General features: G+C 52.2%; 23 protein-coding genes. 17 read left to right on the plus strand and 6 right to left on the minus strand.

Features of this window, described 5'->3' with window-relative positions:
- The first annotated feature begins 156 nt into the window (after positions 1–156).
- The 5 genes from lepB to BW941_RS02455 all read left to right on the plus strand — a co-directional run bounded on the left by lepB (position 157) and on the right by BW941_RS02455 (position 4,995).
- On the plus strand, positions 157–987 hold the full coding sequence (gene lepB, locus BW941_RS02435) for a signal peptidase I (RefSeq protein WP_076514097.1): 831 nt from the start codon (positions 157–159) through the stop codon (positions 985–987).
- A 274-nt stretch (positions 988–1,261) separates the two neighbouring features.
- Positions 1,262–1,657: a glutaredoxin family protein gene (locus tag BW941_RS02440; protein ID WP_068442029.1), complete on the plus strand. Its 396-nt coding sequence runs from the start codon at positions 1,262–1,264 to the stop codon at positions 1,655–1,657.
- Between the two features lie 143 nt (positions 1,658–1,800).
- The gene (locus BW941_RS02445) at positions 1,801–3,852 is read left to right on the plus strand and encodes a M6 family metalloprotease domain-containing protein (RefSeq protein WP_076514098.1); all 2,052 of its coding nucleotides are present in this window, start codon (positions 1,801–1,803) and stop codon (positions 3,850–3,852) included.
- 29 nt (positions 3,853–3,881) lie between these two features.
- Entirely contained in the window at positions 3,882–4,478 is a 597-nt protein-coding gene (rrtA, locus tag BW941_RS02450) for a rhombosortase (protein WP_076514099.1), read from the plus strand.
- Positions 4,450–4,995, plus strand: coding sequence for an NUDIX domain-containing protein (locus tag BW941_RS02455; protein ID WP_076514100.1), 546 nt, complete (start codon positions 4,450–4,452; stop codon positions 4,993–4,995). Before rrtA ends, BW941_RS02455 begins: the two co-directional genes overlap by 29 nt.
- Positions 4,996–5,053: 58 nt before the next feature.
- Here BW941_RS02455 and BW941_RS02460 read toward each other — a convergent pair whose 3' ends face one another.
- Together BW941_RS02460 and BW941_RS02465 are read right to left on the minus strand one after the other, a co-directional pair.
- Positions 5,054–6,199: an AraC family transcriptional regulator gene (locus BW941_RS02460; protein ID WP_068442040.1), complete on the minus strand. Its 1,146-nt coding sequence runs from the start codon at positions 6,197–6,199 to the stop codon at positions 5,054–5,056.
- A gap of 133 nt (positions 6,200–6,332) precedes the next feature.
- Entirely contained in the window at positions 6,333–7,031 is a 699-nt protein-coding gene (locus BW941_RS02465) for a hypothetical protein (RefSeq protein ID WP_076514101.1), read from the minus strand.
- 253 nt (positions 7,032–7,284) lie between these two features.
- Between BW941_RS02465 and BW941_RS02470 the strand changes: the two genes are divergently transcribed.
- Positions 7,285–7,692: a DUF7793 family protein gene (locus BW941_RS02470; protein ID WP_076514102.1), complete on the plus strand. Its 408-nt coding sequence runs from the start codon at positions 7,285–7,287 to the stop codon at positions 7,690–7,692.
- A gap of 51 nt (positions 7,693–7,743) precedes the next feature.
- Here BW941_RS02470 and BW941_RS02475 read toward each other — a convergent pair whose 3' ends face one another.
- Entirely contained in the window at positions 7,744–8,619 is an 876-nt protein-coding gene (locus tag BW941_RS02475; RefSeq protein ID WP_068442048.1) for a MaoC family dehydratase, read from the minus strand.
- A gap of 178 nt (positions 8,620–8,797) precedes the next feature.
- Here BW941_RS02475 and BW941_RS02480 point away from each other — a divergent pair, with 178 nt between their 5' ends.
- The 4 genes from BW941_RS02480 (at position 8,798) to BW941_RS02495 (ending at position 12,117) form a co-directional block, all read left to right on the plus strand.
- A complete protein-coding gene (locus BW941_RS02480; RefSeq protein ID WP_245820023.1) occupies positions 8,798–9,817 on the plus strand; it encodes an AraC family transcriptional regulator in 1,020 nt (339 codons plus the stop codon).
- Positions 9,818–9,948: 131 nt separating this feature from the next.
- Positions 9,949–11,049 (plus strand): DUF5610 domain-containing protein, encoded by a 1,101-nt coding sequence (locus BW941_RS02485; RefSeq protein WP_068442055.1) that lies wholly within the window; start codon positions 9,949–9,951, stop codon positions 11,047–11,049.
- A gap of 103 nt (positions 11,050–11,152) precedes the next feature.
- Positions 11,153–11,407 carry a glutaredoxin family protein gene (locus tag BW941_RS02490; protein WP_068442127.1) on the plus strand — a complete coding sequence of 85 codons (255 nt, stop codon included), beginning with the start codon at positions 11,153–11,155 and terminating at the stop codon, positions 11,405–11,407.
- Positions 11,404–12,117: a hypothetical protein gene (locus BW941_RS02495; RefSeq protein WP_068442058.1), complete on the plus strand. Its 714-nt coding sequence runs from the start codon at positions 11,404–11,406 to the stop codon at positions 12,115–12,117. Before BW941_RS02490 ends, BW941_RS02495 begins: the two co-directional genes overlap by 4 nt.
- 83 nt (positions 12,118–12,200) lie before the next feature.
- On the opposite strand, the gene BW941_RS02500 is transcribed toward BW941_RS02495, so the two are convergent.
- A complete protein-coding gene (locus BW941_RS02500) occupies positions 12,201–12,470 on the minus strand; it encodes a ComEA family DNA-binding protein (RefSeq protein ID WP_076514103.1) in 270 nt (89 codons plus the stop codon).
- Between the two features lie 197 nt (positions 12,471–12,667).
- The gene (topA, locus tag BW941_RS02505) at positions 12,668–15,382 is read right to left on the minus strand and encodes a type I DNA topoisomerase (RefSeq protein ID WP_076514104.1); all 2,715 of its coding nucleotides are present in this window, start codon (positions 15,380–15,382) and stop codon (positions 12,668–12,670) included.
- A 260-nt stretch (positions 15,383–15,642) separates the two neighbouring features.
- Between topA and BW941_RS02510 the strand changes: the two genes are divergently transcribed.
- On the plus strand, positions 15,643–16,431 hold the full coding sequence (locus BW941_RS02510) for a hypothetical protein (RefSeq protein WP_076514105.1): 789 nt from the start codon (positions 15,643–15,645) through the stop codon (positions 16,429–16,431).
- A gap of 102 nt (positions 16,432–16,533) precedes the next feature.
- Entirely contained in the window at positions 16,534–17,436 is a 903-nt protein-coding gene (locus BW941_RS02515; protein WP_139325715.1) for a 1-aminocyclopropane-1-carboxylate deaminase/D-cysteine desulfhydrase, read from the plus strand.
- 16 nt (positions 17,437–17,452) lie between these two features.
- Here the strand turns inward: BW941_RS02515 and BW941_RS02520 are convergent, their stop codons facing one another.
- Entirely contained in the window at positions 17,453–18,295 is an 843-nt protein-coding gene (locus tag BW941_RS02520) for a DUF1853 family protein (RefSeq protein WP_076514107.1), read from the minus strand.
- Positions 18,296–18,392: 97 nt separating this feature from the next.
- Here BW941_RS02520 and BW941_RS02525 point away from each other — a divergent pair, with 97 nt between their 5' ends.
- The 5 genes from BW941_RS02525 to BW941_RS02545 are packed head-to-tail and all read left to right on the plus strand — an operon-like array spanning position 18,393 to position 22,146.
- Positions 18,393–19,277, plus strand: a complete 885-nt coding sequence (locus tag BW941_RS02525; protein WP_076514108.1) for an NAD(+) kinase — start codon at positions 18,393–18,395, stop codon at positions 19,275–19,277.
- A 2-nt stretch (positions 19,278–19,279) separates the two neighbouring features.
- Positions 19,280–20,236, plus strand: a complete 957-nt coding sequence (locus BW941_RS02530) for a metallophosphoesterase (RefSeq protein WP_076514109.1) — start codon at positions 19,280–19,282, stop codon at positions 20,234–20,236.
- A complete protein-coding gene (locus BW941_RS02535; protein WP_068442077.1) occupies positions 20,236–21,072 on the plus strand; it encodes a rhomboid family intramembrane serine protease in 837 nt (278 codons plus the stop codon). Before BW941_RS02530 ends, BW941_RS02535 begins: the two co-directional genes overlap by 1 nt.
- A complete protein-coding gene (locus BW941_RS02540) occupies positions 21,062–21,307 on the plus strand; it encodes a YeaC family protein (protein WP_076514110.1) in 246 nt (81 codons plus the stop codon). The genes BW941_RS02535 and BW941_RS02540 overlap by 11 nt, the downstream gene beginning before the upstream one ends.
- A complete protein-coding gene (locus tag BW941_RS02545; protein ID WP_076514111.1) occupies positions 21,304–22,146 on the plus strand; it encodes a DUF2797 domain-containing protein in 843 nt (280 codons plus the stop codon). The genes BW941_RS02540 and BW941_RS02545 overlap by 4 nt, the downstream gene beginning before the upstream one ends.
- Position 22,147: the final 1 nt, after the last annotated feature.

The following is a 22,147-nucleotide window of genomic DNA, read 5'->3' on the forward strand; positions in this document are numbered from 1 at the left end:
GTTTCAGGCCTTATTCGGGTGGCTATCAATAACACCGCCAGTTAGAATGCCATACCTAACAGCGGACAGACACGCCTGCAAATCTGCATCCTCAGCAGTGTTGCATGGGCCGGCCTCTAGTCTAGCGTAAGCCTGCAGCAGGAATATGACACTTTTATGGAACTTGATTTACCCCTGATTCTCATGGTGGCCACGGGCCTGACGGGTCTTGTCGTATTGGTTGATCGACTCTTTCTTCGTCATAAACGACAGCAGCGTGTTGATGCGCTGGAGCAAAGCGGTGCGTCTCAGGAGAATATCCTGGAAGCGACGAAAGAACCGTTTCTGATTGACCAGTCCCGGCAGTTCTTTCCGGTTCTGGCGTTGGTCTTTGTCTTGCGTTCGTTTGCGTTTGAACCCTTCCAGATACCTTCGGGCTCGATGGAGCCGGGCCTTCAGGTCGGTGATTTTATTCTGGTCAGCAAGTTCAGTTATGGCCTGCGTGTGCCGGGGAACGGGTCTACTATTATTCCTGTAGATCAACCTCAGCGTGGTGACGTTATGGTGTTTTTTCCGCCGGAAGACTCGCGTTACTTCATCAAGCGTGTGATTGGGTTGCCGGGAGATCACATTGTGTATCGTGATCTGAGATTAACGGTGAATGGCGAACCTGTGCCGACAGAAGTATTAGGCGGCAAACCTGCCTACGCACCGACCATGGTGCTCGGTGAAGAGACCATGGACAACGCGACCCCTGTGGTTAAGTGGCTGCCCGGGCGTGATCGGGAGACAGGGCAGGCTGCACTCTGGGGTGGCCCTGAAGGTGAGTGGACGGTTCCTGATGGCCACTACTTTATGATGGGCGATAATCGCGGTAACAGCGGAGACAGCCGTATGTGGGGCTTCGTACCGGAGAAGAACATTGTGGGTAAGGCGGTGGCTGTCTGGATGCACTGGGAATCCTGGACGAGTCTGCCATCGTTCGACCGTGTCAAAGTGATTGAGTAATGGCGAAAAAGAAACCATGCAAGTTCTGCCAGCGGTCGCGCTGGCTTCTTGTGGTCACTATGTTGGCCATGATGCTCGGTGTGGTTTTAGTTAATCATTCGACCTTCGGCGCATAATTGACCGAAATTGAATAAATATTTTCCTCAAGGGGTAGTAATCCTTACGCCCATGAATAGAATGCCCGCAGTTGGTGAGCAAAAATGCTTACCGGCACAGGGTTGGCCAGCAGAGCCCTGTTTTTTCAGAATCAGACCATAGGTCCCATGACGCAGTTATGAATCTGACGAGACATATCAAAGGCAAAACACTCGGTCTGGTAGACCGATTCCTTCCGGTTAAGCCGATCGAGCGACCTGCAGAAGAACAGACTTTGCTGAATCGCGAATCCCGCAGAATGCACCTTTACTATTCCAGGCAGTGCCCATCGTCGATATCGGTTAAGCGCTATTTAGAGAGAGCCGGGCTGCATCCAGTGACCAAAGAAGTCGAACGCGCTGATGCCTATCGCAATGAATTGGTGAAAGGCGGCGGTGAGAGCCGGGTTCCCTGTCTGAGAATATGTACCCGAAGTGGCGATCGTTGGATATACAGCCCTGAAGCCATTATTAACTACCTCGAAAAACGTCTGGGAAAACTGGGTACATGTCAGTCCCCGAAGGCGCCTCTATAAGTAAATGATCAATTGTTCAGTTAACGCAATCTGTTAAGTGTTGTGGTCTGGTACAGCAATTGTGTGAAACTGTTACACCCGCCTGAAAAAGTGGCCTGACACGTCTAGAGTTAAAGCGAAGACGTTTTCACCGGGCCTGTTCAATGATTCGAATCATTTTCTTCAGTCTGTTCCTCACTGGGTGGCAGCTGGGGCATGCTCAGACTCCGCCTGCTTTGGAGTGGGCGGATCTGCACTTGCTGAACGGCGATAGCCACAGGGTTATGCTGTTAGGCTCTCGTTCCGCGCCTTACATGATGCTTGAGGACGGGCGTTATCTTGTCGAACAGCAGGGTATTTATTATCTTGCGCGCCTGCAGAACAATCGTTACGCCACAAATACAGGGGAAGAATTCGGCCGGTCAGCATCCTATCAGGAGCCTGAGGAGAAGGAAGCACGCCAGGTGAGCAGTACTGTCAGCGCTCAAGCCAATCCTCCTGTGCGAACGCCATACCGCTACGAGGGAGGTGCCTTCGAACAGCCGCTGGTTGTTATTCGTGTGGCTTTTTCGGATCAGGGTTTTGAATACAGTGATGCTGAGATATCGGCACGAATTTTCGGTTCCAGCGACAGCGTTTCATCGTATTTCTTTGAAGGATCAGGGCAGCAGTTCCGCATAGTGCCTGCGAGTGAGTCAGACGGTACCAGCGGCGATGGCATAGTTCGTATGACACTCAGTAGCGCACACCCTGACTTCGGTTCTTCCTACGGAACACAAAGCCGTAATCTGGTCACGTCGGCGGTCCAGGCATTGGGCGGCAAAATTAATCTCAGCTCGTATGATCGTAACGGTGATTCCTGGCTGGATCCATCGGAGCTGGGTGTCATTGTACTTGCGGCCGGTTTCGAGCAGGCGTACGCGAGTTCGGCCACAACCCATCCTAGAGTCTGGGCCCACAAGTCTTCGGTTCCTGCAGTAAACACCGGCGGTGTCTGGATTTCTGAATACACCATGTTTGGCGAGCAGCACGAGCAACATATGGCGACGATTGGTCTGATGGCTCATGAACTCGGTCACCTGCTGTTTGATCTGCCTGACCTATACGAGAGCATCGGCCTCGGAGAGTCGATCGGTCGCTGGGGCTTGATGAGCTTTGGTATCTGGAATTCCGGTGGTGGTAACGCGGGCGATAAACCGGCGCACCTGATTGGCTGGTCGCGGGAATTTCTGGGTTTTTCAGACAGCGTTTCGGATACCGGGGGTATCTTTCTGAATTCAGCGACTGACGGCGGTGAGGTGTTACGTATCGACCTGGACGATTATCGCCATGGTAAGCGTCTGATGGTTGAGAACAGGACTCGTCAGGGTTTTGATAGTGGCCTGCCATCAGAGGGCTTGATGATTACCGAGATTGATGACTGGCGGGGCTTTGGAGCTCTGTCCAGCCTGGCCACGCGGCATTCGCAAAGGTTGGTGATCGCGGAAACCAGCCATAGTGGCTCTGATATATCGACGGACAGCAGCGGTATTATGATTGAGAGCGCTTCGTCAGTCACCCTGGCGGGCGGTAAAGTGACCCTGACATCCGTCGCCTCAGGCGATCGTGCTCAGTTGAACGTGCAGTCCAGTATCAAGCCAAAAGGCTTTGCTATTGGCTATGACGAACTTCCGGCGAACGCAACCTGGGGTGCCTATGGTGGTGACGGTTATGCGCTGGTAACTGTGCCTGTGAGTAGTGATGTACTGAGTATTGATGGCATCGACTTTTACGCTCATGGTTCTGGTACCGTTGAATTCGGCCTCTACACCAGCGCTTCGCGGTATTCGGGTGAAGGACGTCTGGTGGAGAAGACGAGCAGTGTCCAGGAGGGCTGGAATCGTCTGCTGTTTGATTCTCCGCCTGAAATTCCGGTCGATACTATTTACCTTCAGATCATTAGTGAGCCTTCGGGTCAACATGCCCCCTTCCTGGTTGATATTCAGGGGACTCCCAGTGGAAAAACCAAAGTCAAAGAAAGGCTGGATTATGCCTTCGCGGACGCTAGCTTTGACCTGAGCGTGAAGCTGCTCGTCAGTAGCAGCGATCAGCCAATTGAGCGCGCTCCAGCGACGGCCAGTTCTTCCTCGTCTTCGTCATCTGGTGGCGGTGGCTCAATGGGCTTGTTGTGTCTGGTACTTAGTATCGGGCTGCTGAGAAGACGACCTGTTCGGTGATACACTGCCTCTTTTTCAGAGGCTTTTTCGTGCGAAACTATCTGGCCCGGTCCGTATGGATAGGCATCGGGCTTATATCCGTTATTGTCTTTGGTGCTGGTGTCTCAGCCACTGAGCACCTGCGTTTTGACCGTGTAGCGATTGAAGCGGGAGAGTGGTGGCGACTGCTTTCTGCTCACTTTGTGCATCTTTCTTCCGGTCATCTCTTCCTCAATCTCGCGGCACTCGCCCTCGCTGCTTATGTCACTTCACCCTCGGCATCACTGCGTCTGCAGCTTCTCGCGTGGGGTTGGCTGTGTCTGGTGACTGGTGTCGGCTTATTTATCTTTGCTGACGACCTTTACTACTACGTTGGCCTCTCCGGTGCTCTTCACGGTGCTATGTTGGTCGCGATTGCTCCATCGCCGTATTATTCACCGAAAGTTCGCCTGATTGTCGTTCTGGTTATTGTTGTCAAAGTGATTTGGGAACAGACTGGCTTCTACGATGACATGGCAAACTCAGAGATGGTGGGTGGAAGAACCGAAGCAAGGTCGCATATGTTTGGTGCAATTGCAGGCCTTGTCTGGATTGCAGTATCACAGAGTTGGAAATACTATGAGCGAAGAAAATCCCTGGAAAACTAAGTCCGTTACTACGGCTTACGAAAATCCCTGGATTAAGGTAGAGCATCATGACGTGCTCAATCCTGCAGGCAACCCCGGCATCTATGGGACCGTCAGTTTTAAAAACAGAGCGGTCGGTGTTGTACCCATCGCTGATAACGGGGATACCTGGCTGGTGGGGCAATACCGGTTTCCTCTGCAGGAATATCATTGGGAGATCCCGATGGGCGGCGCTCCTAAGGGAGAGTCCGCCGAGGATTGCGCACTCAGAGAGCTTCGTGAAGAAAGTGGACTCATTGCAGAGTCACTTACGCCAATCGGGCGAGTGCACTTAAGTAACTGCATCACAGATGAAGAAGGTCTGCTGTTTGTCGCACGGGGGCTCACCGAAGGGCCGAGTGACACGGAAGAAACCGAAGTGCTGACGGTGCGACGCCTGCCGTTTGAGGAGGCGTTTCAGATGGCACAGGATGGTCGTATCACGGATGTGCTGTCAGTGCTGGCTCTTACGCGCATCCGTCTGGCTGGAATCGCCTGATCGCGACGAATGATCAGGCGGTACAACTCACTGATAAAGGACCGTCGCCAACCCTTTATCAGTGGACGAGTGCGACTTTCTGGCGGAATCTCTGTCGATATTGAGCCGGTGACATATTCATCTCTTTGATGAATATCCGGTCCAGAGTTCTGCGTCCTGAGAGACCGATATTGAGAGCAATCTGCTCAATTGGATCTTCCGAGTCGGTCAGCATCTTCTTCGCCATTTCCAGGCGAACCTGAGTAACGATCTGTTTCAGCGAGGTATCCTCGCGGTGCAGGTGTCGGTTCAGAGTCCGGGCGCTGATATGAAAGTATCCCGCTACTTCCTGTTGGTTGGCGTTCAGACGAACCTTCTCTTGCAACAGGGCTTTGCGAATGCGGTCAGCCAGGGAGCCGGACCGGGCCAGTTTACGGTATTGCTCTTCGACTTCCCGTTTCATCATATTAAGGATGTGCGGGTTGGTGTTATGTAGCCCCTCATCCAGTGCCCCTGCAGAAAGCAGGATAGCGCACTCTCCGGAGTTGTAATTCAGCTTCGCATTCCATAACTGCGCCTGAGCCTGCTGATATTGGGTTGCAGGATAGGGCAGGTTAATGCCAAGCAAATTCAGTCGATTACCGCACAGTTGACGCATCCAGTTGAGCAGAACACTGAGCATCAGCTCAGAGCGGTGGCGCTGATCAGACATGTACGCAGATTCGCCGACAGGCAGCTTCACCTTGATGGTGCCCTCGCGGGTACGCGTCACATTAATTTCGAGGAGATCGCTCAGCAGGGGAGCAAACTTCTCCATATAGTAGAGTGCTTCGCGCAGAGTATTGCTGCATAGAAACAGATTCTGTAACTGACAACTGCTCTGAGTATTAAACTTGTGCGGCGGGTGAACACACAGCGCTTCATTGCCTGACTGACGGATCAGTTTTGCAATGACATGGTCTGCATCTTCAACCGGAATCCGGCAATCATTATCTTTGAGCTGTTTAACGACGCGCTGTATATCAGCATCCTGCTCGGCCAGCTGATCAATCGACCGGATACCTGAGTTCTCGATCACCGGGCGGATTAACGCTGCTGAGACGTAACCTTTATCCATGTTCATACGCTGGTAACTATTATTGGGATTGTTGTTATTCAACGTCTGCTTTGCCGGACTTTCCTGGTCCCACAGCAGACAACCGTTGCATGGTATACCGGGTGACAAAAATTGTCACCTGTTACCTCGAGTAGCACTTTGTAGGCAGCGAGGTACAAACCGGCCTATACGACATCAAATGAAACCCTTAGTTCCCTAAGGGTTATCAATTGTTTGTAGACAAGTTACGCCAATCTATTGATCAGAATTCGTACTGTAGACCGAGGCTGTATAGAAAGAAGCTGGTAGGCTCAATATAAAAGCTGTCGAGAGAGGTGGACTCAATCTCTGCGCGAACATTCAGACCCGCCCAGGGATTCCACAGGAGGCCGGCACCGGTGATGAGTTCTACGCCGGATGTTTCATTCTTACCAGCATCTTGCTTAAGGCCATACGTGCCGTCACCATAGTATGTGATGCGGGTTTTCTCGACATCAGCCATCCATGCACTGGCGCCGCCTTTGATAAAGAAGTCCAGTGTTTGGGTGTACTCAAAGTTGTAGCGCAGGTTCACCAGGATACTGCGCGCCTGGTAGCTTTCGGGGCCAGTGTAAATAGTTTCACCCGGAATGCCGTTGTCGTTACTGTTGCGGTCGGTATCTCCCTGACTGGCGCCGCTCAGCAGTGGGGCGATTGTCGGATCATCTTCAACGAGAATTGGTGAAGGGTCTTTATATGACATTTCACCAAAGTCCATCAGGCCGAACTCCAGAGACAGATTCTCTGTAATGTTTGGACCGAAAACGATTTTAGCTGCGAAATCTGTTTCGTCGATGTCACTGGTCTGGATGTAAGATCCAGTCATCCCCAGAAATCCCCCAAAGCTTTCTGGTTCAGCAGCACTGGCTGTAACACCAGATAATGCCAGAGTGAGCGCTGTCAGTGTGGCAGAGATACGCATGATGTATATCCATTCTTGTTATTGTTGGGCCATCTTCTCACTAAAACTTGTTCAGGTTTCAGCAGTCGGCAGTACACCGCATAATAACAATGATGTGATTAACTTACAGTCCCCAGAGCGCATTATTTAACCTGTTTTGAAGATTGTCTTCCGAAGTTGGTATTTAATAATGAGAAAGTGCATCCGGATGGTTTTCATTTTCGCTATTTCACGATAGGTTGAGGTCATTCATTTTTTTATAACTGATTAAAATATGACAATTCGAGACACTGGCGCAGGGGCCGCGCCGGAAATAAGAGTTGAAAATGATATTGTGGTACATGACCTGAGCGGGATCAGCCACTTAAGTCTCGAGTTAATGCGCACTCTTTATAAGCAGCGTGTACATAGAGTAGGTAAGTCACCTAAGTCTGTCGCCATCATCGCTTCGGATGTTCTGACTGTTGATTTCGAAGTTCAGATATACGCCTCGAACCCACTGGTGCAAGCCTCGACGCAGGCTGTCGCAGTGATCGGTGATTCTTTTATGTTGCAACATCTGACATCGATGTTTCTTTCCTATCACGCGCCTTCTTATCCCGTCAGGCTTTTCGGCAATATTGGTGATGCCATGCGGTGGTTGTCTTGTGGAAACGCAGAGAGCGCTGAAGAGGAAGCCTGAGCGGCAGAGGACAGCTAAGCGCCCGGCCAAGACCGGGCACTTAAGTTCGGTTTACAGGGCTTTAATGTAGCCTGCAAGGTGAACGTCGTCGTTACGGGTCGCTGCCACTTCAAAATCAATTTCCTGACCTTTTTTACCTGAGTGCAGCTCTACTTTTGCCGGCAAGAAAATTGGACGTTTAAATTCAACGTAGATTTCTGCGGCATCGGACCCCAGCATTTTGTGAACACTTGCAGCGGCGCGTCCTTTGGTCCACATACCGTGTGCGAGGTGGCGTTTGAAGCCGAATGCCTTGGCAGCGATTACGCCCCAGTGAATTGGGTTTGGATCACCGGCAACCGGGCCGTACTTCAGACCGAGGTTTGATGGCAGCGTCCAGGTTTCACTTTCACTGTATTCAGGGTTCTCAGGAAGCAACTGCTCTGCTTCTTTCTTCTCGATACCTTTGCTTGGCAGCAGCGCCAGATAAGTGCTCAGGCCTTCCCAAACAAGCTCCATGCCGATGCGGATTTCGGTACGAAGGCTGACTTCCAGACCCTTGTGCGTGCGGTTGGAGCCGGCAAAGAACGCACGAACGTCCAGAGCTTCGCCCAATTTGATACCGCGGTGCTGAGTAATCTTATTGGCTACGTGAACCATACCCATGATGCCCAGAGGGAAGGTACGGTGCAGCATCAGCTCCATGTGTAGCTTGAAAGCAGCAACATGTGGGTAAGTGATTGGCAAAAATTCGCTTTTGGTGTCAAAGCCGCAGATGCTGGCGTAGTCTTTGACATTCTTTTTGCTCGGAACGTGGCCGTAAATGACCGCATCCATGTTTGGCAACTCAGGGTTGCGGATGTTTGTGTTGCGCGAAAACGCAGAGCGCACAGTGTGATTTGCGACGCTCGGAAGCTTTTTTAATTCAATACGGGTAGCGTGATACATAAATAAAGTCCTGAAAAAACTCTTTTCTGACACATATCAAGCCAGATAGTAGGCCGGCCAGAGCAGCTCACCATTGGCGCAATCACGCGGGTTCTGCGTCAGATCGGTCAATAAGGCTTGCAGACGGCCGAGTATCTGGCAAAATCGCACTCTCTTCTTTTTGGAATATCAAACACTTATGTCTGGTGGAATGGCTGAATTGCGCGACTCCGGCATTATGATCCAACTGGCGCATCATGCGATGCTGAAGATGGGGATCAATGCTGATGACGTCTGGCAGCGCCTGGGTGTCACACCCGAGGTACTGCAGGACCGCAATCTGCGTACCCCGCATGACGCCCAGATTATTTTCTGGAGCGTGATGGAGGACGTATCCGGTGACCCGGACATTGGTATTCACCTCGGCGAAAACATGCCTGTCTACAAAGGACAGGTGTTGCAGTACCTCTTTTTGTCGAGTCCAACTTTCGGAGAAGGGTTGAAACGGGCGTTGAGTTATCAGCGTCTGTTGAGCGATGCTTCTCAGGCGAGTATTGAGATCGATAGCCATCAGGCATCTGTAAAAGTCGAATCAGCGAGTGACAAAGTGACCGGCCTGCGTCACCTGAATGAATGCATGGTTCTTGGGCTGGTGCGCTTCTTTGAGTATGTGACCGACGAGCAATTCCGCCCGGCAGCAATTGAATTTACGCACCCTGCGCCAGAGAATTGCGAAGAACACCGCCGTATTTTTGATTGCGATGTGCGTTTCGGGTGCAGCGAGAACCGTATCCGGTTTGATGATAGCCTGTTGGATCTGCCGTCACTGCATGCCGAACCTGAGTTACTGCAACTGCATGAAAAACTAGCCAGTGAGCACGTTGCCAAGCTGGAGCGTCAGGACGTCGTCTCGCGCGTGTACAAGGTTTTTGGTGAAGTTCTTGAGACAGGTCAGGTTAACCTTGATGATGTGGCGGGGCGTCTGGACATGAAGCCGCGCACATTAAGAACGCGTCTGACTGAGGCAGGGACCAACTTTAATCAATTGCTCGCGGACTACCGGTGCAACCTGGCCAAGCGCCTGTTGTCGGGTACCGATGAAAGCATTGATGAGATCGTCTACCTCACCGGCTTTTCTGAACCCAGTACCTTCTATCGGGCCTTCAAGCGCTGGACAAATCAGACGCCGGTTGAGTATCGCAACAGCCGTCGTAGCTGATTGATCTGCGCCATCCGGGACAGCACACGCCAACTTAATGTAAATATTCGCTGAACAGGCGGTTTCTACTCAAGAAAGCAGCTCCTTGACCGATATAGAAGTCACACTCATCGGTTACAGCGGAGCTTGCTATGAACATTCCGTCTTTTTCATCATTCTCCAGTGCGGGTTTTCAGAACTTCGGCAAGAGCCTGGGTAATCTCCAGCGGTCTCCACAGGAGTCCACTCAGTCGCAAGGTGCAGCAAATCGTTCGGCTCAGGCCAATAAACCTGCTGAGGTGGCGGATACCAAGTCAGTCCAACCTGTTTCTACGCAAAGTCCGGAAGTCACAGCGACCAATATACTTCGCCATGTCTATCAGAGTGTGGAAGGCCTTCGCGCAGAAGGAGCCTCCGAGGAACGCATTGCTGAACGTCTGGAGGCGGCCCGAGAGGGGATCGCTAAAGGTTATGGTGAAGCGCGTGCAATTCTTGAAGACTTAGGTCGCCTTGATGAGTCTCTGGCAGCCGATATCGATAAGGGCGAAGCGCTCATTGCCGAAGGGCTGAAGCAGATTGAGGCCGGAGAGAAACCAGATTTACTGACACCCAAAGTCCCTGAGCGTGATGACGCTCCGCAAAGCGCAACCCCCACAGGTTTTACTCTTGCTGGCACCAGATCATCACAGAGCCTGTCGCTTGAGGTCGTGACCCGCGACGGTGACAAGGTGACGGTGAATTTTCGTCAGAAAGAGGGTGGCATCAGCCTGACTACGCCGGGAATGAGCCTTACCGCGAGTGCATTTTCCAGCCGGTTTGATATGCAGATTGATGGCAATCTGGATGAAGGAGAGCTTAATGCCCTGCAAACCCTGTTCGACGATGTGGGTAAACTGAGCGAGACTTTTTACGGTGGCGACCTAGGTGCGGCACTCGAAGAGGCCATGCAGCTAGGCTTTGATGGCAATGAACTGGCTTCTATGAGCCTGGAGCTGCGCCAGCGAAGCTTCTCGAGCGTTTCTCGTGCCTACGGGGAATCTGGTCCGTCGTTACCAACGCAGCGCCTTGAGTCGCAGCAGAACATGATTACCGACTACGTCAAGAGCTATACCGAAGCCCTGGATCGCGCGAGACCGCTTGCTGAGCCAAAAGATACCTTGCAGAAAATGCTCGAGGCGCTGGCTCCGGACGAATCTCGGCTGGACGCATTGCGCCAATTTAACGATGGTCTGAGTAAGCTGCTTAATCGTTGATTCTCTTCTAGCCGGATAGAAACCGGCCAACATGTCGCCAGATAGGATTACACGTCTGGCGGCGGTATACTTTCCTACCTGTTTTTATTTCGGTAAACCAACCTTGAGCTACGTTCTTCTTGGTACTTCCGAGTGCCACCTGTGTGATCAGGCTGCTGCAATTGTGACTGAGGGCGCAGAGGGCCTTGCGGTGACCGTATACATTGAAGATATTACCGATATTGAAGGTGGCGTAGATCTTTACGGTCTGCGGATACCGGTCCTTCGTAACGAAATAACGGGCGAAGAACTTAACTGGCCGTTTACGGCACTTGAGGTCCGCGCTTTGTTCAGCGCTTCAGATAAGGAATCAAAATGACCAGAGCATTGTTTTCTGTTTTTGCGGCAGCGGCCTTTTTGACGGGTTGCGCAAGTAACCAATTCTCTCCCAAAGGGGACGCTATTTTTTACGCGCTTCAGGCCGATACCATGATGAATACCTGGCGTTATGAATGCGCTGCGGTTAGTGGTCGCGCTAATTACGCCGCGGAAACTGCACGAGCAGACTGGTGGCAACGCAACGGTGATGCTGTCGAGGCTGCGGACTTCGGTCTCGCTTACAACCTGATTACCGTGACTGATACCCGTCTGGATACGGGAGCCCGGGTCGCCATGGGGCTCACCTGGGAAGTACAGGAACGCGCCGTGCAGACGGTTCGTAACAAGCTCGACGGCGCTTCCGATAAAGAAGCTCTGTGTGTGAAGATCCTTGGAGAATATCAGGCAGGCAAGTGGGATATTAAAGGCTCAGAGGATATTCAGCAGGCTCTAGCCAGTCTGGAGGCTACCGCTGCGAGTGAGCAGGGTACTTACCGTGAGCGCAAAGGCATAGTTGAAACAGCAACTGGTAAGCGTTACGGACGTTCGCTCTACGTTGTTGAAAAGCTGTCTGACCAGCAAAGTTGCGACCGCTCAGGTGTGAGCCTGATTAAAGGAGAGTGGCCTTACGAAATCTATAACGTTGAGTGTGATGATCAGCCTCTGAGTATTGTGCGTTGCGAGTGGGGTCGTTGCACTTTCGTTGAATAAGCTACAGAGAGCTTGAGTTAAAAATATAAATGAAAATAAAAAGGAGGCTATAGCCTCCTTTTTGTTGCCTGATTTTTCAGGTTTTACTCGAGGCTCAGCAATGGGCGGTTAGATTTCAGAATCGATTCGCCAATCCCTTTGACTTGTGTCAGGTCTTCGACCTTGCTGAACTCGCCATGTTCGTTGCGGTGAGCAACGATGGCTTCTGCTTTTGTTTTGCCAACACCTTTTAATTCGCTGAGCTCTTCAGCGGAAGCCGTGTTGATATTGACCGGGCCGTTTGGCTCTTCAGCATGAACTGAAGAGAAGGTCAGGGAGATGGCAAGAGCGAAGAGAGCAATAAATCCTTTCATTTTTTAAGTTTCCTTTTGTGATATCCGAAACCTGCGAACAGGTAAGTAGTTCTCTGAACTCAGAGACTTTCAGACTACCAGTGAGAAAACGGTGAAAGATATAAGAAGAAATTATTAAAAAAAGGGCACATTTAAGGCCTTTTTATGGGGCTTAAGGCGCCTCGGTAGCGCCTTTGGCCATTGCTGCTGATTATGACTTACTCTGCAGCTTTCTTGGCGGCTGTTTTCTTAGCCGTTGTTTTTTTAGCTGTGGTCTTCTTGGCGGCTGCTTTTTTCGGGGCCGCCTTTTTCTTTTCAGTGATGTTCCACTGTTTGCCGTCCCAGGTTGCGCTCCAGCCGGTCGCTTTTCCTTCGCTTTCCGTCATCACGTATTGTTCTTTGGACTTACGGCTATAACGGATGATGGTCGGGTTGCCGTCGCTGTCTTTTTCCGGCGCACTCATCAGGAAGTGGTACTTAGGATCGATCTCATCCTTGTGAGGAATGATCTCTGATACCAGTGGTGCACGGGTTTCACGTTTGCGTGGGAACTGGCTGGCTGCGAGGAAAAGACCGCTGGCACCGTCACGTAGTACGTAGGTATCTTCCACTTTTTCGCATTGCAGCTCCGGCATCGGGACCGGGTCCATCTTAGGCGGCGCAGCTTCACCGTTTTTCAGCAGTTTACGCGTGTTCTTACACTCGTCATTAGTGCAGCCAAAGTACTTACCAAAGCGGCCAGACTTGAGCTGCATTTCAGAACCGCACTTGTCGCACTCGAGCGTTGGACCGTCGTAACCTTTGATGCGGAACTGACCTTCCTCAACTTCGAAGCCTTCGCAGTCCGGGTTATTGCCGCAGATGTGTACTTTGCGTTTTTCATCCAGCAGGTAACTTTCCATGGCGGCATCACAGATCTTACAACGACGCTTATCCATCAGGCGGCGGCTTTCTGCCTCGTCATCTTCGTCAGCGCTGATGACTTCATCACCGGGAATCAGGTTCAGTGTCTGGGTGCAGCGTTCCTTCGGTGGCAGGCTGTAACCTGAGCAGCCGAGGAATACACCGGTAGAACCATTACGAATCTGCATATGGCGACTACAGGTAGGACACTCAATGTCCGTGTCGACAGGATCGTTCGGACGCATGCCATTTTCACTGCCAGCTTCTTCCAGCTTATCGGTGAAGTCGTTGTAGAAGTTGTTCAGTACCGCCTTCCAGTTAGCATCACCGTCGGCGATTTCATCCAGCTTTTCTTCCATTGTGGCGGTAAAGCTGTAGTCCATCAGGTCGGTGAAGTTTTCTGTCAGACGACTGGTGACAATATCGCCCATCTTTTCAGCATAGAAGCGTCGGCCTTTCAGACTGACATAACCACGATCCTGAATGGTCGAAATAATCGAAGCATAGGTAGAAGGGCGGCCAATGCCACGCTTCTCGAGTTCTTTAACCAATGCAGCTTCAGAGAAACGCGGAGCCGGCTTCGTGAAGTGCTGCTTCGGTTCGAGCTCTTCAAGAGTGAGTACATCACCTTCCTGAACGTCAGGGAGCAGAACATCATCGTCGCCCTTGCTGCCAGCAGGTGGCAGTACTTTAAGGTGACCGTCAAAGCGGATGACGCGTCCTTTCGTGCGAAGCTCATAGTCACCAGAGTGAACCGTTACGGTAGTACTGGTGAATTTGGCATCGTTGGTCTGACAGGCAACAAAGCGGCGCCAGATCAGGTCGTACAGGCGCTCGGCGTCCGGCTCCATGGACGACAGGTCTCCGGAACGCAGGCGGACATCAGAAGGACGGATTGCTTCGTGCGCTTCCTGTGCGCCTTCCTTGCTGCTGTACTGGCGAGGATTATCCGGCAGGTACTCCGCGCCCAGTTTGTCGTTGATGTAATCGCGAACGCTGGCCACGGCATCCTGACTGAGGTTCGTTGAGTCCGTACGCATGTAGGTGATGTAACCGGCTTCATACAGACGCTGAGCCAGTGTCATTGTTTTCTTAACGCTATAGCCCAGGCGGGTACTCGCGGCCTGCTGCAGCGTCGATGTAATAAAAGGTGCCGCAGGGCGGGAACTGGTTGGCTTGTCTTCGCGCTTGGTGACCTTGAACGGCCCTTTGCGGATGATATCCAGTGCTGACGTTGTATCAGCCTCGTTGTTCGGGCGGAATTCTTTGCCGGCGGCTTTTACCACCTGCGCCCGCAGGTCATCACCACTGTCTGATTTCAGATTGGCAAAGGCTTCCCAGTACTCTTCTGGAATAAAGGCACGAATTTCACGTTCGCGTTCGACGATCAGGCGAACGGCAACGGACTGAACACGCCCCGCAGACAGGCCGCGGGCGACTTTTGCCCACAGCAGAGGGGAAACCATAAAGCCAACAACACGGTCGAGGAAACGACGCGCCTGCTGTGCATTCACACGGTTGATGTTCAGCTCTGAGGGCTGCTCGAACGCCGCCTGAATGGCCTTCTTGGTGATTTCGTTAAACACCACACGACGGTATGGTTTTGATTCGCTGCCGATAACTTCCCGCAGGTGCCACGCAATGGCTTCCCCTTCGCGGTCCAAATCCGTTGCGAGATAGATCTGGTCGGCATTCTTTGCCAGACGCTGCAGTTCTTCGACAACTTTTTCTTTACCTGGGAGCACTTCGTAGCTGGCTTTCCAGTCGTTATCCGGATCGATCCCCATCCGGTTAATCAACTGATCATGCGCCTTCTTCTTTTTGTACTCGGCTTTCTCATCCGGGGACATCTTGCGCGTCAGGGCTGCCTGACGGGCACGTTCTTTCGGATCTGACTTGGTTGCTCCCCCCGAGGTGGGCAGGTCGCGGATGTGGCCGACACTGGATTTTACGATGAAATCTTTGCCGAGATACTTATTGATCGTCTTCGCCTTAGCAGGCGACTCCACAATCACCAGTGATTTGCCCATAGTCCGTTCAGATACCTTAATAGGGCGCGGGCAGAGGATGCCAGCGCCTGAAATTCCACTGACCGGCTTGATGAAGACGCCGGACAGGCTCAATTAGGCGACACTTTAAAACCAAAACATGGGGTGAGGTCAAGTCTCATGATCAGCGCAGTAAATCAGCGGACAGTCAGAAACTTGCTAAACTTTGGTAGATCAACACCCATTATTTAACTTTGCCACCTGTTGTCAGGAATAGCACAAAACATACGGAGTTGGAAAATATGTCGGCAATCGGACTGGTTCTGGCGATCGCTGTACCGCTGACGTTAATCATGCTTGGTGCCGTTGTTTATAACCGCAACCTGCAGAAGAAACAGGCGAAGCAGAATCAGGCGCGACTGATCCGTCAGAAGGCCGGAGACCTGCTCGAGGCGCTGGAGTACCTGATGCTGGTCGACAGTCACCGCGACATTCAGTCGGCCGTGCTGGAACGGGTGAAAGAGCTGTACGCGCTGGCGGCAAGCCAGGCTGGGACTGATGCTGGTGCAGGGCAGTTTGATGCGGAACCTTACGAACAGAAAATTAAGGCTGATGGCCCTTGTCGCCGTGTTCTGAAGAGCGACCGCGAGCTGAAATACGGCCGCCGGCAATTCTCGGCAGTGCTCAAAGCGCTGGCCTTTATGGCAAAGAAGAAGCAGATTTCCGAGACGGCCATGGTCGAGTATCGGCGTTACCTAAAGATGACCCTGCTGGAGCGCGAGGTAGATACATACACCGCTCAGGGCGATGTTGCTGCTGGGCGTGGTGATATAGTGACTGCGGCCAACTATTACAAAGCTGCGCGTAAACTCCTGATCGAATTTGATATTCAGTTTCCGGAGAAAAACCAGAGGGTGAAGGCCATTGCCGAGAAAACGGCTGCGCTCTATCGCGGTGAGAAAAATGAGGTCCTCGACGAGCCCGAGGGTCCGAACGACAATCTGTCCAAAGCGCTATCGAAAGAAGTGGCCTCAGAAACGAATGAGTTTGGCATGTCCAGCGATCCTGGCGCAGTCAAAAAACGCTACTGAAGTGAGATTGAGCCTCCGCTGTGCGAGGTAGCATGACAGCGAGGATTACATCTGGCATCTTAGTTACCTCTACTCTCTGCAAAATTTATCTGCTCTTCCGCTGTGTCTGATTTCACTCATTTGCTCGAACGCTTGCTGCCTACTACCGACCTGAGTATGGGTTCTGGACTGATTGCACGTCATAACGTTCGAGGCCTTGATTTTGAATGCCTGCACCTTGAGCAGATTGATCCTCTGATGTCCGGTAATAAAGTCTTTAAACTGCTCGGACACCTCCAGGCGTGGGAAGAATCGGGAAGGTCATCCCTGATCAGCTTTGGCGGCCGCTGGTCTAATCATCTGCATGCGTTAGCATTTGCCGCACAACGGCTCAACATCCCAGTGGAGGCCTGGGTGTTGGGCTACCCCGAACAGCCTCTGACGCCCACCTTGCAGGACTGCATCGATGCTGGCATGAGAATACGCTTCTGCGGCCGTGATCAATACGCTATGCGTTACGACAAAGTGTGGAGGACTCAACTGGCGGTTGAGTCAGATGCCTGGGTGATTCCCGAGGGGGGCGACGGTCCAGAAGGCTGGGAGGGATTCGGCCTGCTTGCGTCGCTGTTCGAGCCCTACGACGAAGTCTGGGTTGCGGCGGGCACAGGGACGACGGCGCAGGGAATTGCTGAGCAGTTGAGATCTGATCAGACCTTAGTGGTCGTCAATGCCGTCCAGGATCAGGGAGCGCTTGAGGCACAGTTAAAGGCGGCCTCCTACCTGCCTGAGATACGTTTTGCGCACCAGCCAGAAAACCTGCGATTCGGTAAATTATCTCCGGCGCTCAGGGAACTGATTGCCGATGCAGACCGGGCGGGCCTGATGCTTGACCCTGTCTATACCGTACGTCTGCTCGCGGCCTGGCTCATGGCACAGGATACTGAGCCAAGACGCAGCCTGCTGGTTCATAGTGGCGGACTGCAAGGTCGCCGCGGTGTATCGGGTCTTAGGTACTCAACGTTATAGATGTATCGTTTGGGGGTTAACTGTGCCAGTCAGGCGCGACCATCATCCAACGTTCAGTTTCTCCCCAACCGTTCTGGAGCTTCTCCATCCGGGCAATCGCAAGAGGGATGCTCAGATATTGATAAGCACAGGTGAGGTATTTCAGAAGCTCATCCCGCGTGATCGCAAACGAAGAGAATACCGGGCTTAGCCAATCCTGTTTTGATAAAACGTACCAGTGTCCTTCGGGTAAGTAGTGAGCCTGCTCAATCGGGCACCAGTAGCCCGACCAGTGGTCTGGGCTGATTTCGACGGGCAAAGGTGCTGCCGATACATCATGCGCTGGCGCAAACAGGCAGCCACGCATAATGGCGAAAGATTGCACGGGGGCAGGGGCAAGCTGCTTGATTTCACTCAGAGCGACTGGGTTCTGAGCCAGTGGTAACTGGTGATCGAAGGTGTGCTGTATTTTACGGCTGAGAAGATCCCGGCGATTCGGGCCGACCCAGTCATCCTCGACGCCAAGGTAGAATTTGAGTGCAAGCTCAATGTGCAGGGTGCTTTGTCCGCGCGGAATCAGCAGATCCAGTTCGCCGAGGGTTCTGCCTTCGTCGGTAATCTGCTGGTTAGCGATGAACGGAATCTCGCAACTGTTCAGTGCGGATTGCCACAGTTGCTCGAAACGAAAACCAAGGCGCGGGCTTTGAAAGTCGGGTGACAGAGTGGTCCCTTTCAAACGGCTTTCGCACAGCTCTGGCAATATTTCGGTTAGCGGCGGTGTTACGCTGCTGCTCAGGAGAGACGGACCAAAGATGCTCCAGAGCAGATCGCGTTTGTTTTTATCCTGAATGTCGAAGAATGCTTCCGGGGTGGTCGCCATGGGGTCAAGCCTGGTGTTCTGCGGTATAGTATATAAAAAGACGCTGCAGCAGGATGGTGACTGCAGCCCGTGATTTGTTGAGGTTACCAGTTTTCTGATGGAAGAGTTCCGCAATATCGGTCTGATCGGCCGACTGAACAGTAATAAAGTGATAGATACTATCCGTCGTTTGTCGCGTTATCTGCTCGACGAGGGGTATCACACCATTCTGGACGACCGTATCGCGGAGGTGATGCCTGGTCACGGAATGCAGGTCAGTAACGTGAATATGCTGGGCGAGATCTGTGATCTGGTGATCGTAGTGGGCGGTGATGGCAGCCTTCTCGGTGCTGCACGGGCACTTGCTAAATTTAATACACCTGTTCTTGGGATTAACCGTGGTCGCCTCGGGTTTCTGACTGATATCAGCCCGGACGATGAAATGTGTGAAGCGGTTCAGGCAGTTCTTGATGGTGAATATATAGAAGAACGACGCTTTCTTCTTGATGCTGAAATCAAGCGGGATGGGAACCCGATTGGCTCTGCGACAGGTCTTAATGACGTGGTTCTGCACCCGGGTAAGTCCGCCCGGATGATTGCTTTTGATCTCTACATCGAAGGACAATTTGTTTACCACCTGCGTTCTGACGGCCTGATTGTTTCAACGCCGACCGGATCTACCGCCTATGCTTTGTCTGGAGGCGGCCCCATCATGCATCCGCGCCTTGATGCCCTGGTTCTCGTGCCGATGTTCCCGCACACACTGTCGAGCAGACCTATCGTGGTCGACGGTAAGGCAGAAGTGAAAATTGTTGTGGATGCAAGCCAGGGGCTGTACCCAACGATCAGTTGCGATGGCCAGACACACATTCCTTGTGCACCGGGTGACAGCATTACCATTCGTAAAAAGGCGCACAAGTTGAAGCTGATCCATCCGAAAGGTCATAACTTTTACGAGATCTGTCGTACTAAGTTGGGCTGGAGCAGTAACCTCGGAGACTGAATATGCATCAGGGATATGACCTGATAGGCGACATTCACGGCTGTGGCCTGACGCTGATCGACCTGCTCGAACAGATGGGTTATAGCAAGCGAAACGGGGTGTACCAGCACCCCAAGCGCAAAGTTGTCTTCCTGGGAGACATCGTGGACCGCGGGCCAAATATACGGCTTGCGTGTCATATCGTGCGAGACATGGTGGAAGCCGGGCACGCCGATATTGTTATGGGTAACCACGAGTACAACGTCGTTACCTATCTGAGTGAAGCGCCGGCGGGCATGCGCCAGCCGTTTCTGCGTCCGCACACACCGCGTAACAATTTCATTGTTGAACAGACGCTGGAGCAGTTTGCGAATTACCCGCAGGAATTCAATGAAATGCTCGATTGGTTTCTGACCATCCCTCTGTTCCGTGAGTACGAACACTTCCGGGTGGTCCATGCTTGCTGGGATCATCAGATGATCGACGAGTATCTGCGCCGCTACGGCTCCAACCAGATTACTAAAGAGATGCTGCCTGAGTCTGTGCAGACGGATTCATTTCTGTACCAGTTTCTGGACCGGATGCTGCGTGGCACCTCGCTGAAATTGCCTGATGGTCGTTCAATGACGGCAAAAGACGGCATGGTCAGACAGTTCTTCAGAACCAAGTTCTGGGCGGGTGATCCGCAGCGCTATAACGATGTGATTTTTCAGCCCGACCCTCTGCCTGAAGATCTGCAGCATGCGTTACTCAGTGAAGATGAGAAGGAGCAGTTGCTGTTTTACGGGCCTGACGAAAAACCTCTGTTTATCGGGCACTACTGGATGTCAGGCTTGCCCGAGCCCATCGTACCCAACATCGCCTGCCTCGATTACAGTGCGGTGAAGTACGGTCGTCTGGTCGCGTATCGGATGGATACCGAGCGTCATCTGCAGAAGGGCAAATTTGCCTGGGTCCGTGTTGAAAAGAAAGAGCGCTGATGCAACCGCTGGCCGTATTAAGTGCTCCACTGGAGACTGACCTGTCGCCTCTGACACGGCATTTGTGGTCAGAGAAAATAGTGCATCGCGTTGTCGAGGAAGGTAATCAGCAGGTGTTATTGATTGCCGACCCCGACGATATCGAGCGTATCAAAGAGCTGCTGGATGACTGGAGAGAAGGCTCATTAGCGGAGCCAGTGCCTGTCGGGAGTTCTGGCCCTTCAATCATCCAACGGCTCACTGCCGTGCCGTTAACGGTTGCTCTTATAGTGCTGGTGGCTTGCGTGTTTGGTTGGCAGCATTTTTCGAATGACTGGCACGCATGGCTGGAGAATAGCCAGTCTTTATGGCCCGACGCCCGCAATCAGCTTTCTACCTATCTGAACATGTCGTTCTGGGAAATGTGGCGACCAACGCTGCTGCATTTCAGTGTGATGCATCTGCTGTTCAATACCTTGTGGATCTGGGTATTGGCCGGAGCCATGGAACGTCAGGGCGAGCGTTTCGGAATTCTGGCATTGCTCATACTGTGCGGCATTAGCGGAAATCTGTTGCAATGGTGGCTAGCTGGCCCAGCGTTCGGTGGTATCTCGGGCGTTGTTTATGGGTTAGCGGCCTGGACCGGGCTTCGTCAGTACCGTTACAGAATAAATTACGGCATTCCTCCGGCCTTGTTGGGGGTAATGATTTTCTTTATGGTGATTATGCTGTTCGGAGACACCGTGGTGCCGGGCCTGTCGGGGTCTGCTCATGGCGGGCATCTGGGCGGTTTATTGTGTGGCTTCCTGCTGGCCGTGATCTGGCCAAATCCTAATCGGAGAAATAATGAATCTTGAAGACCTGATCCGTTCACTCACACCCGAAGTGTACGAAAACCTGAAAAATGCTGTTGCAACCGGGCGTTGGCCAAATGGCCGCAAGCTTGAGGATGGGCAGCGGGAATTATGCATGGAAGCTATCATCTATTACGAAAACACCCACGATGTGCCTGCCGATCAACGAGTAGGATATCTCGATCAGGGGTGCAAATCTGACAAAGACGACGACACTCAACCGCTGAATATCCAATGAGTAAGTCAGAATTTTCCGGCCATCTGGATAAGATGCGCATTCACCCGGCGGCAACGGTGGCATACTCGCTTGTGCTCAACAATGAAGAGTACCCGATCAACGATTTTCTCGGAAAAAGCCTGTCCCTCTTGTGGGAGGGCGACATCCATTGTCGTGCCTGTAACCGGCCAACCAATAAAAGTTTCAGCCAGGGATATTGTTACCCCTGTTTTACTAAACTGCCGGAATGCGATTCCTGCATCATGAGCCCTGAAAAGTGCCACTTTCACCTTGGCACCTGCCGGGATGCAGCGTGGGGCGAGCGCGTTTGTTTTAACGACCATATCGTTTACCTGGCCAATTCGTCGGGCATCAAGGTCGGCATTACGCGGATGAAGAATATGCCTTCCCGTTGGCTGGACCAGGGCGCCGCGCAAGCCTTACCAATTGCGAGAGTTGCAACACGACGACTGGCTGGGTTGGTCGAAGATATTATCCGCCGCGATATCGCCGATAAAACGAACTGGCGGGCAATGCTGAAAGGCGATTCGCCAGAACTGGATCTGGTCTCAGAAAGAGACCGCCTCAAAGAGCATTTTGCTGAAGAACTCAATCAGCTTGAGCTGGAACAAGGTCCTGGCTCAATTACATGGTTGACGAACGAGAGCGTCCGGCACTTTAATTACCCAGTAATTGAATACCCGACCAAAGTAAGTAGTCATAATTTCGATAAAACCGCAGAAGTATCGGGGCGCCTGATGGGCATGAAGGGTCAGTACCTGATTCTCGATACTGGAGTCATCAATTTGCGGAAATTTACCTCATACAACGTCAGAGTGACAGTGAACAGGGAGTCTTAAC

The organism is Thalassolituus maritimus (assembly GCF_900156675.1).
Classification (GTDB): domain Bacteria; phylum Pseudomonadota; class Gammaproteobacteria; order Pseudomonadales; family Oceanobacteraceae; genus Thalassolituus; species Thalassolituus maritimus.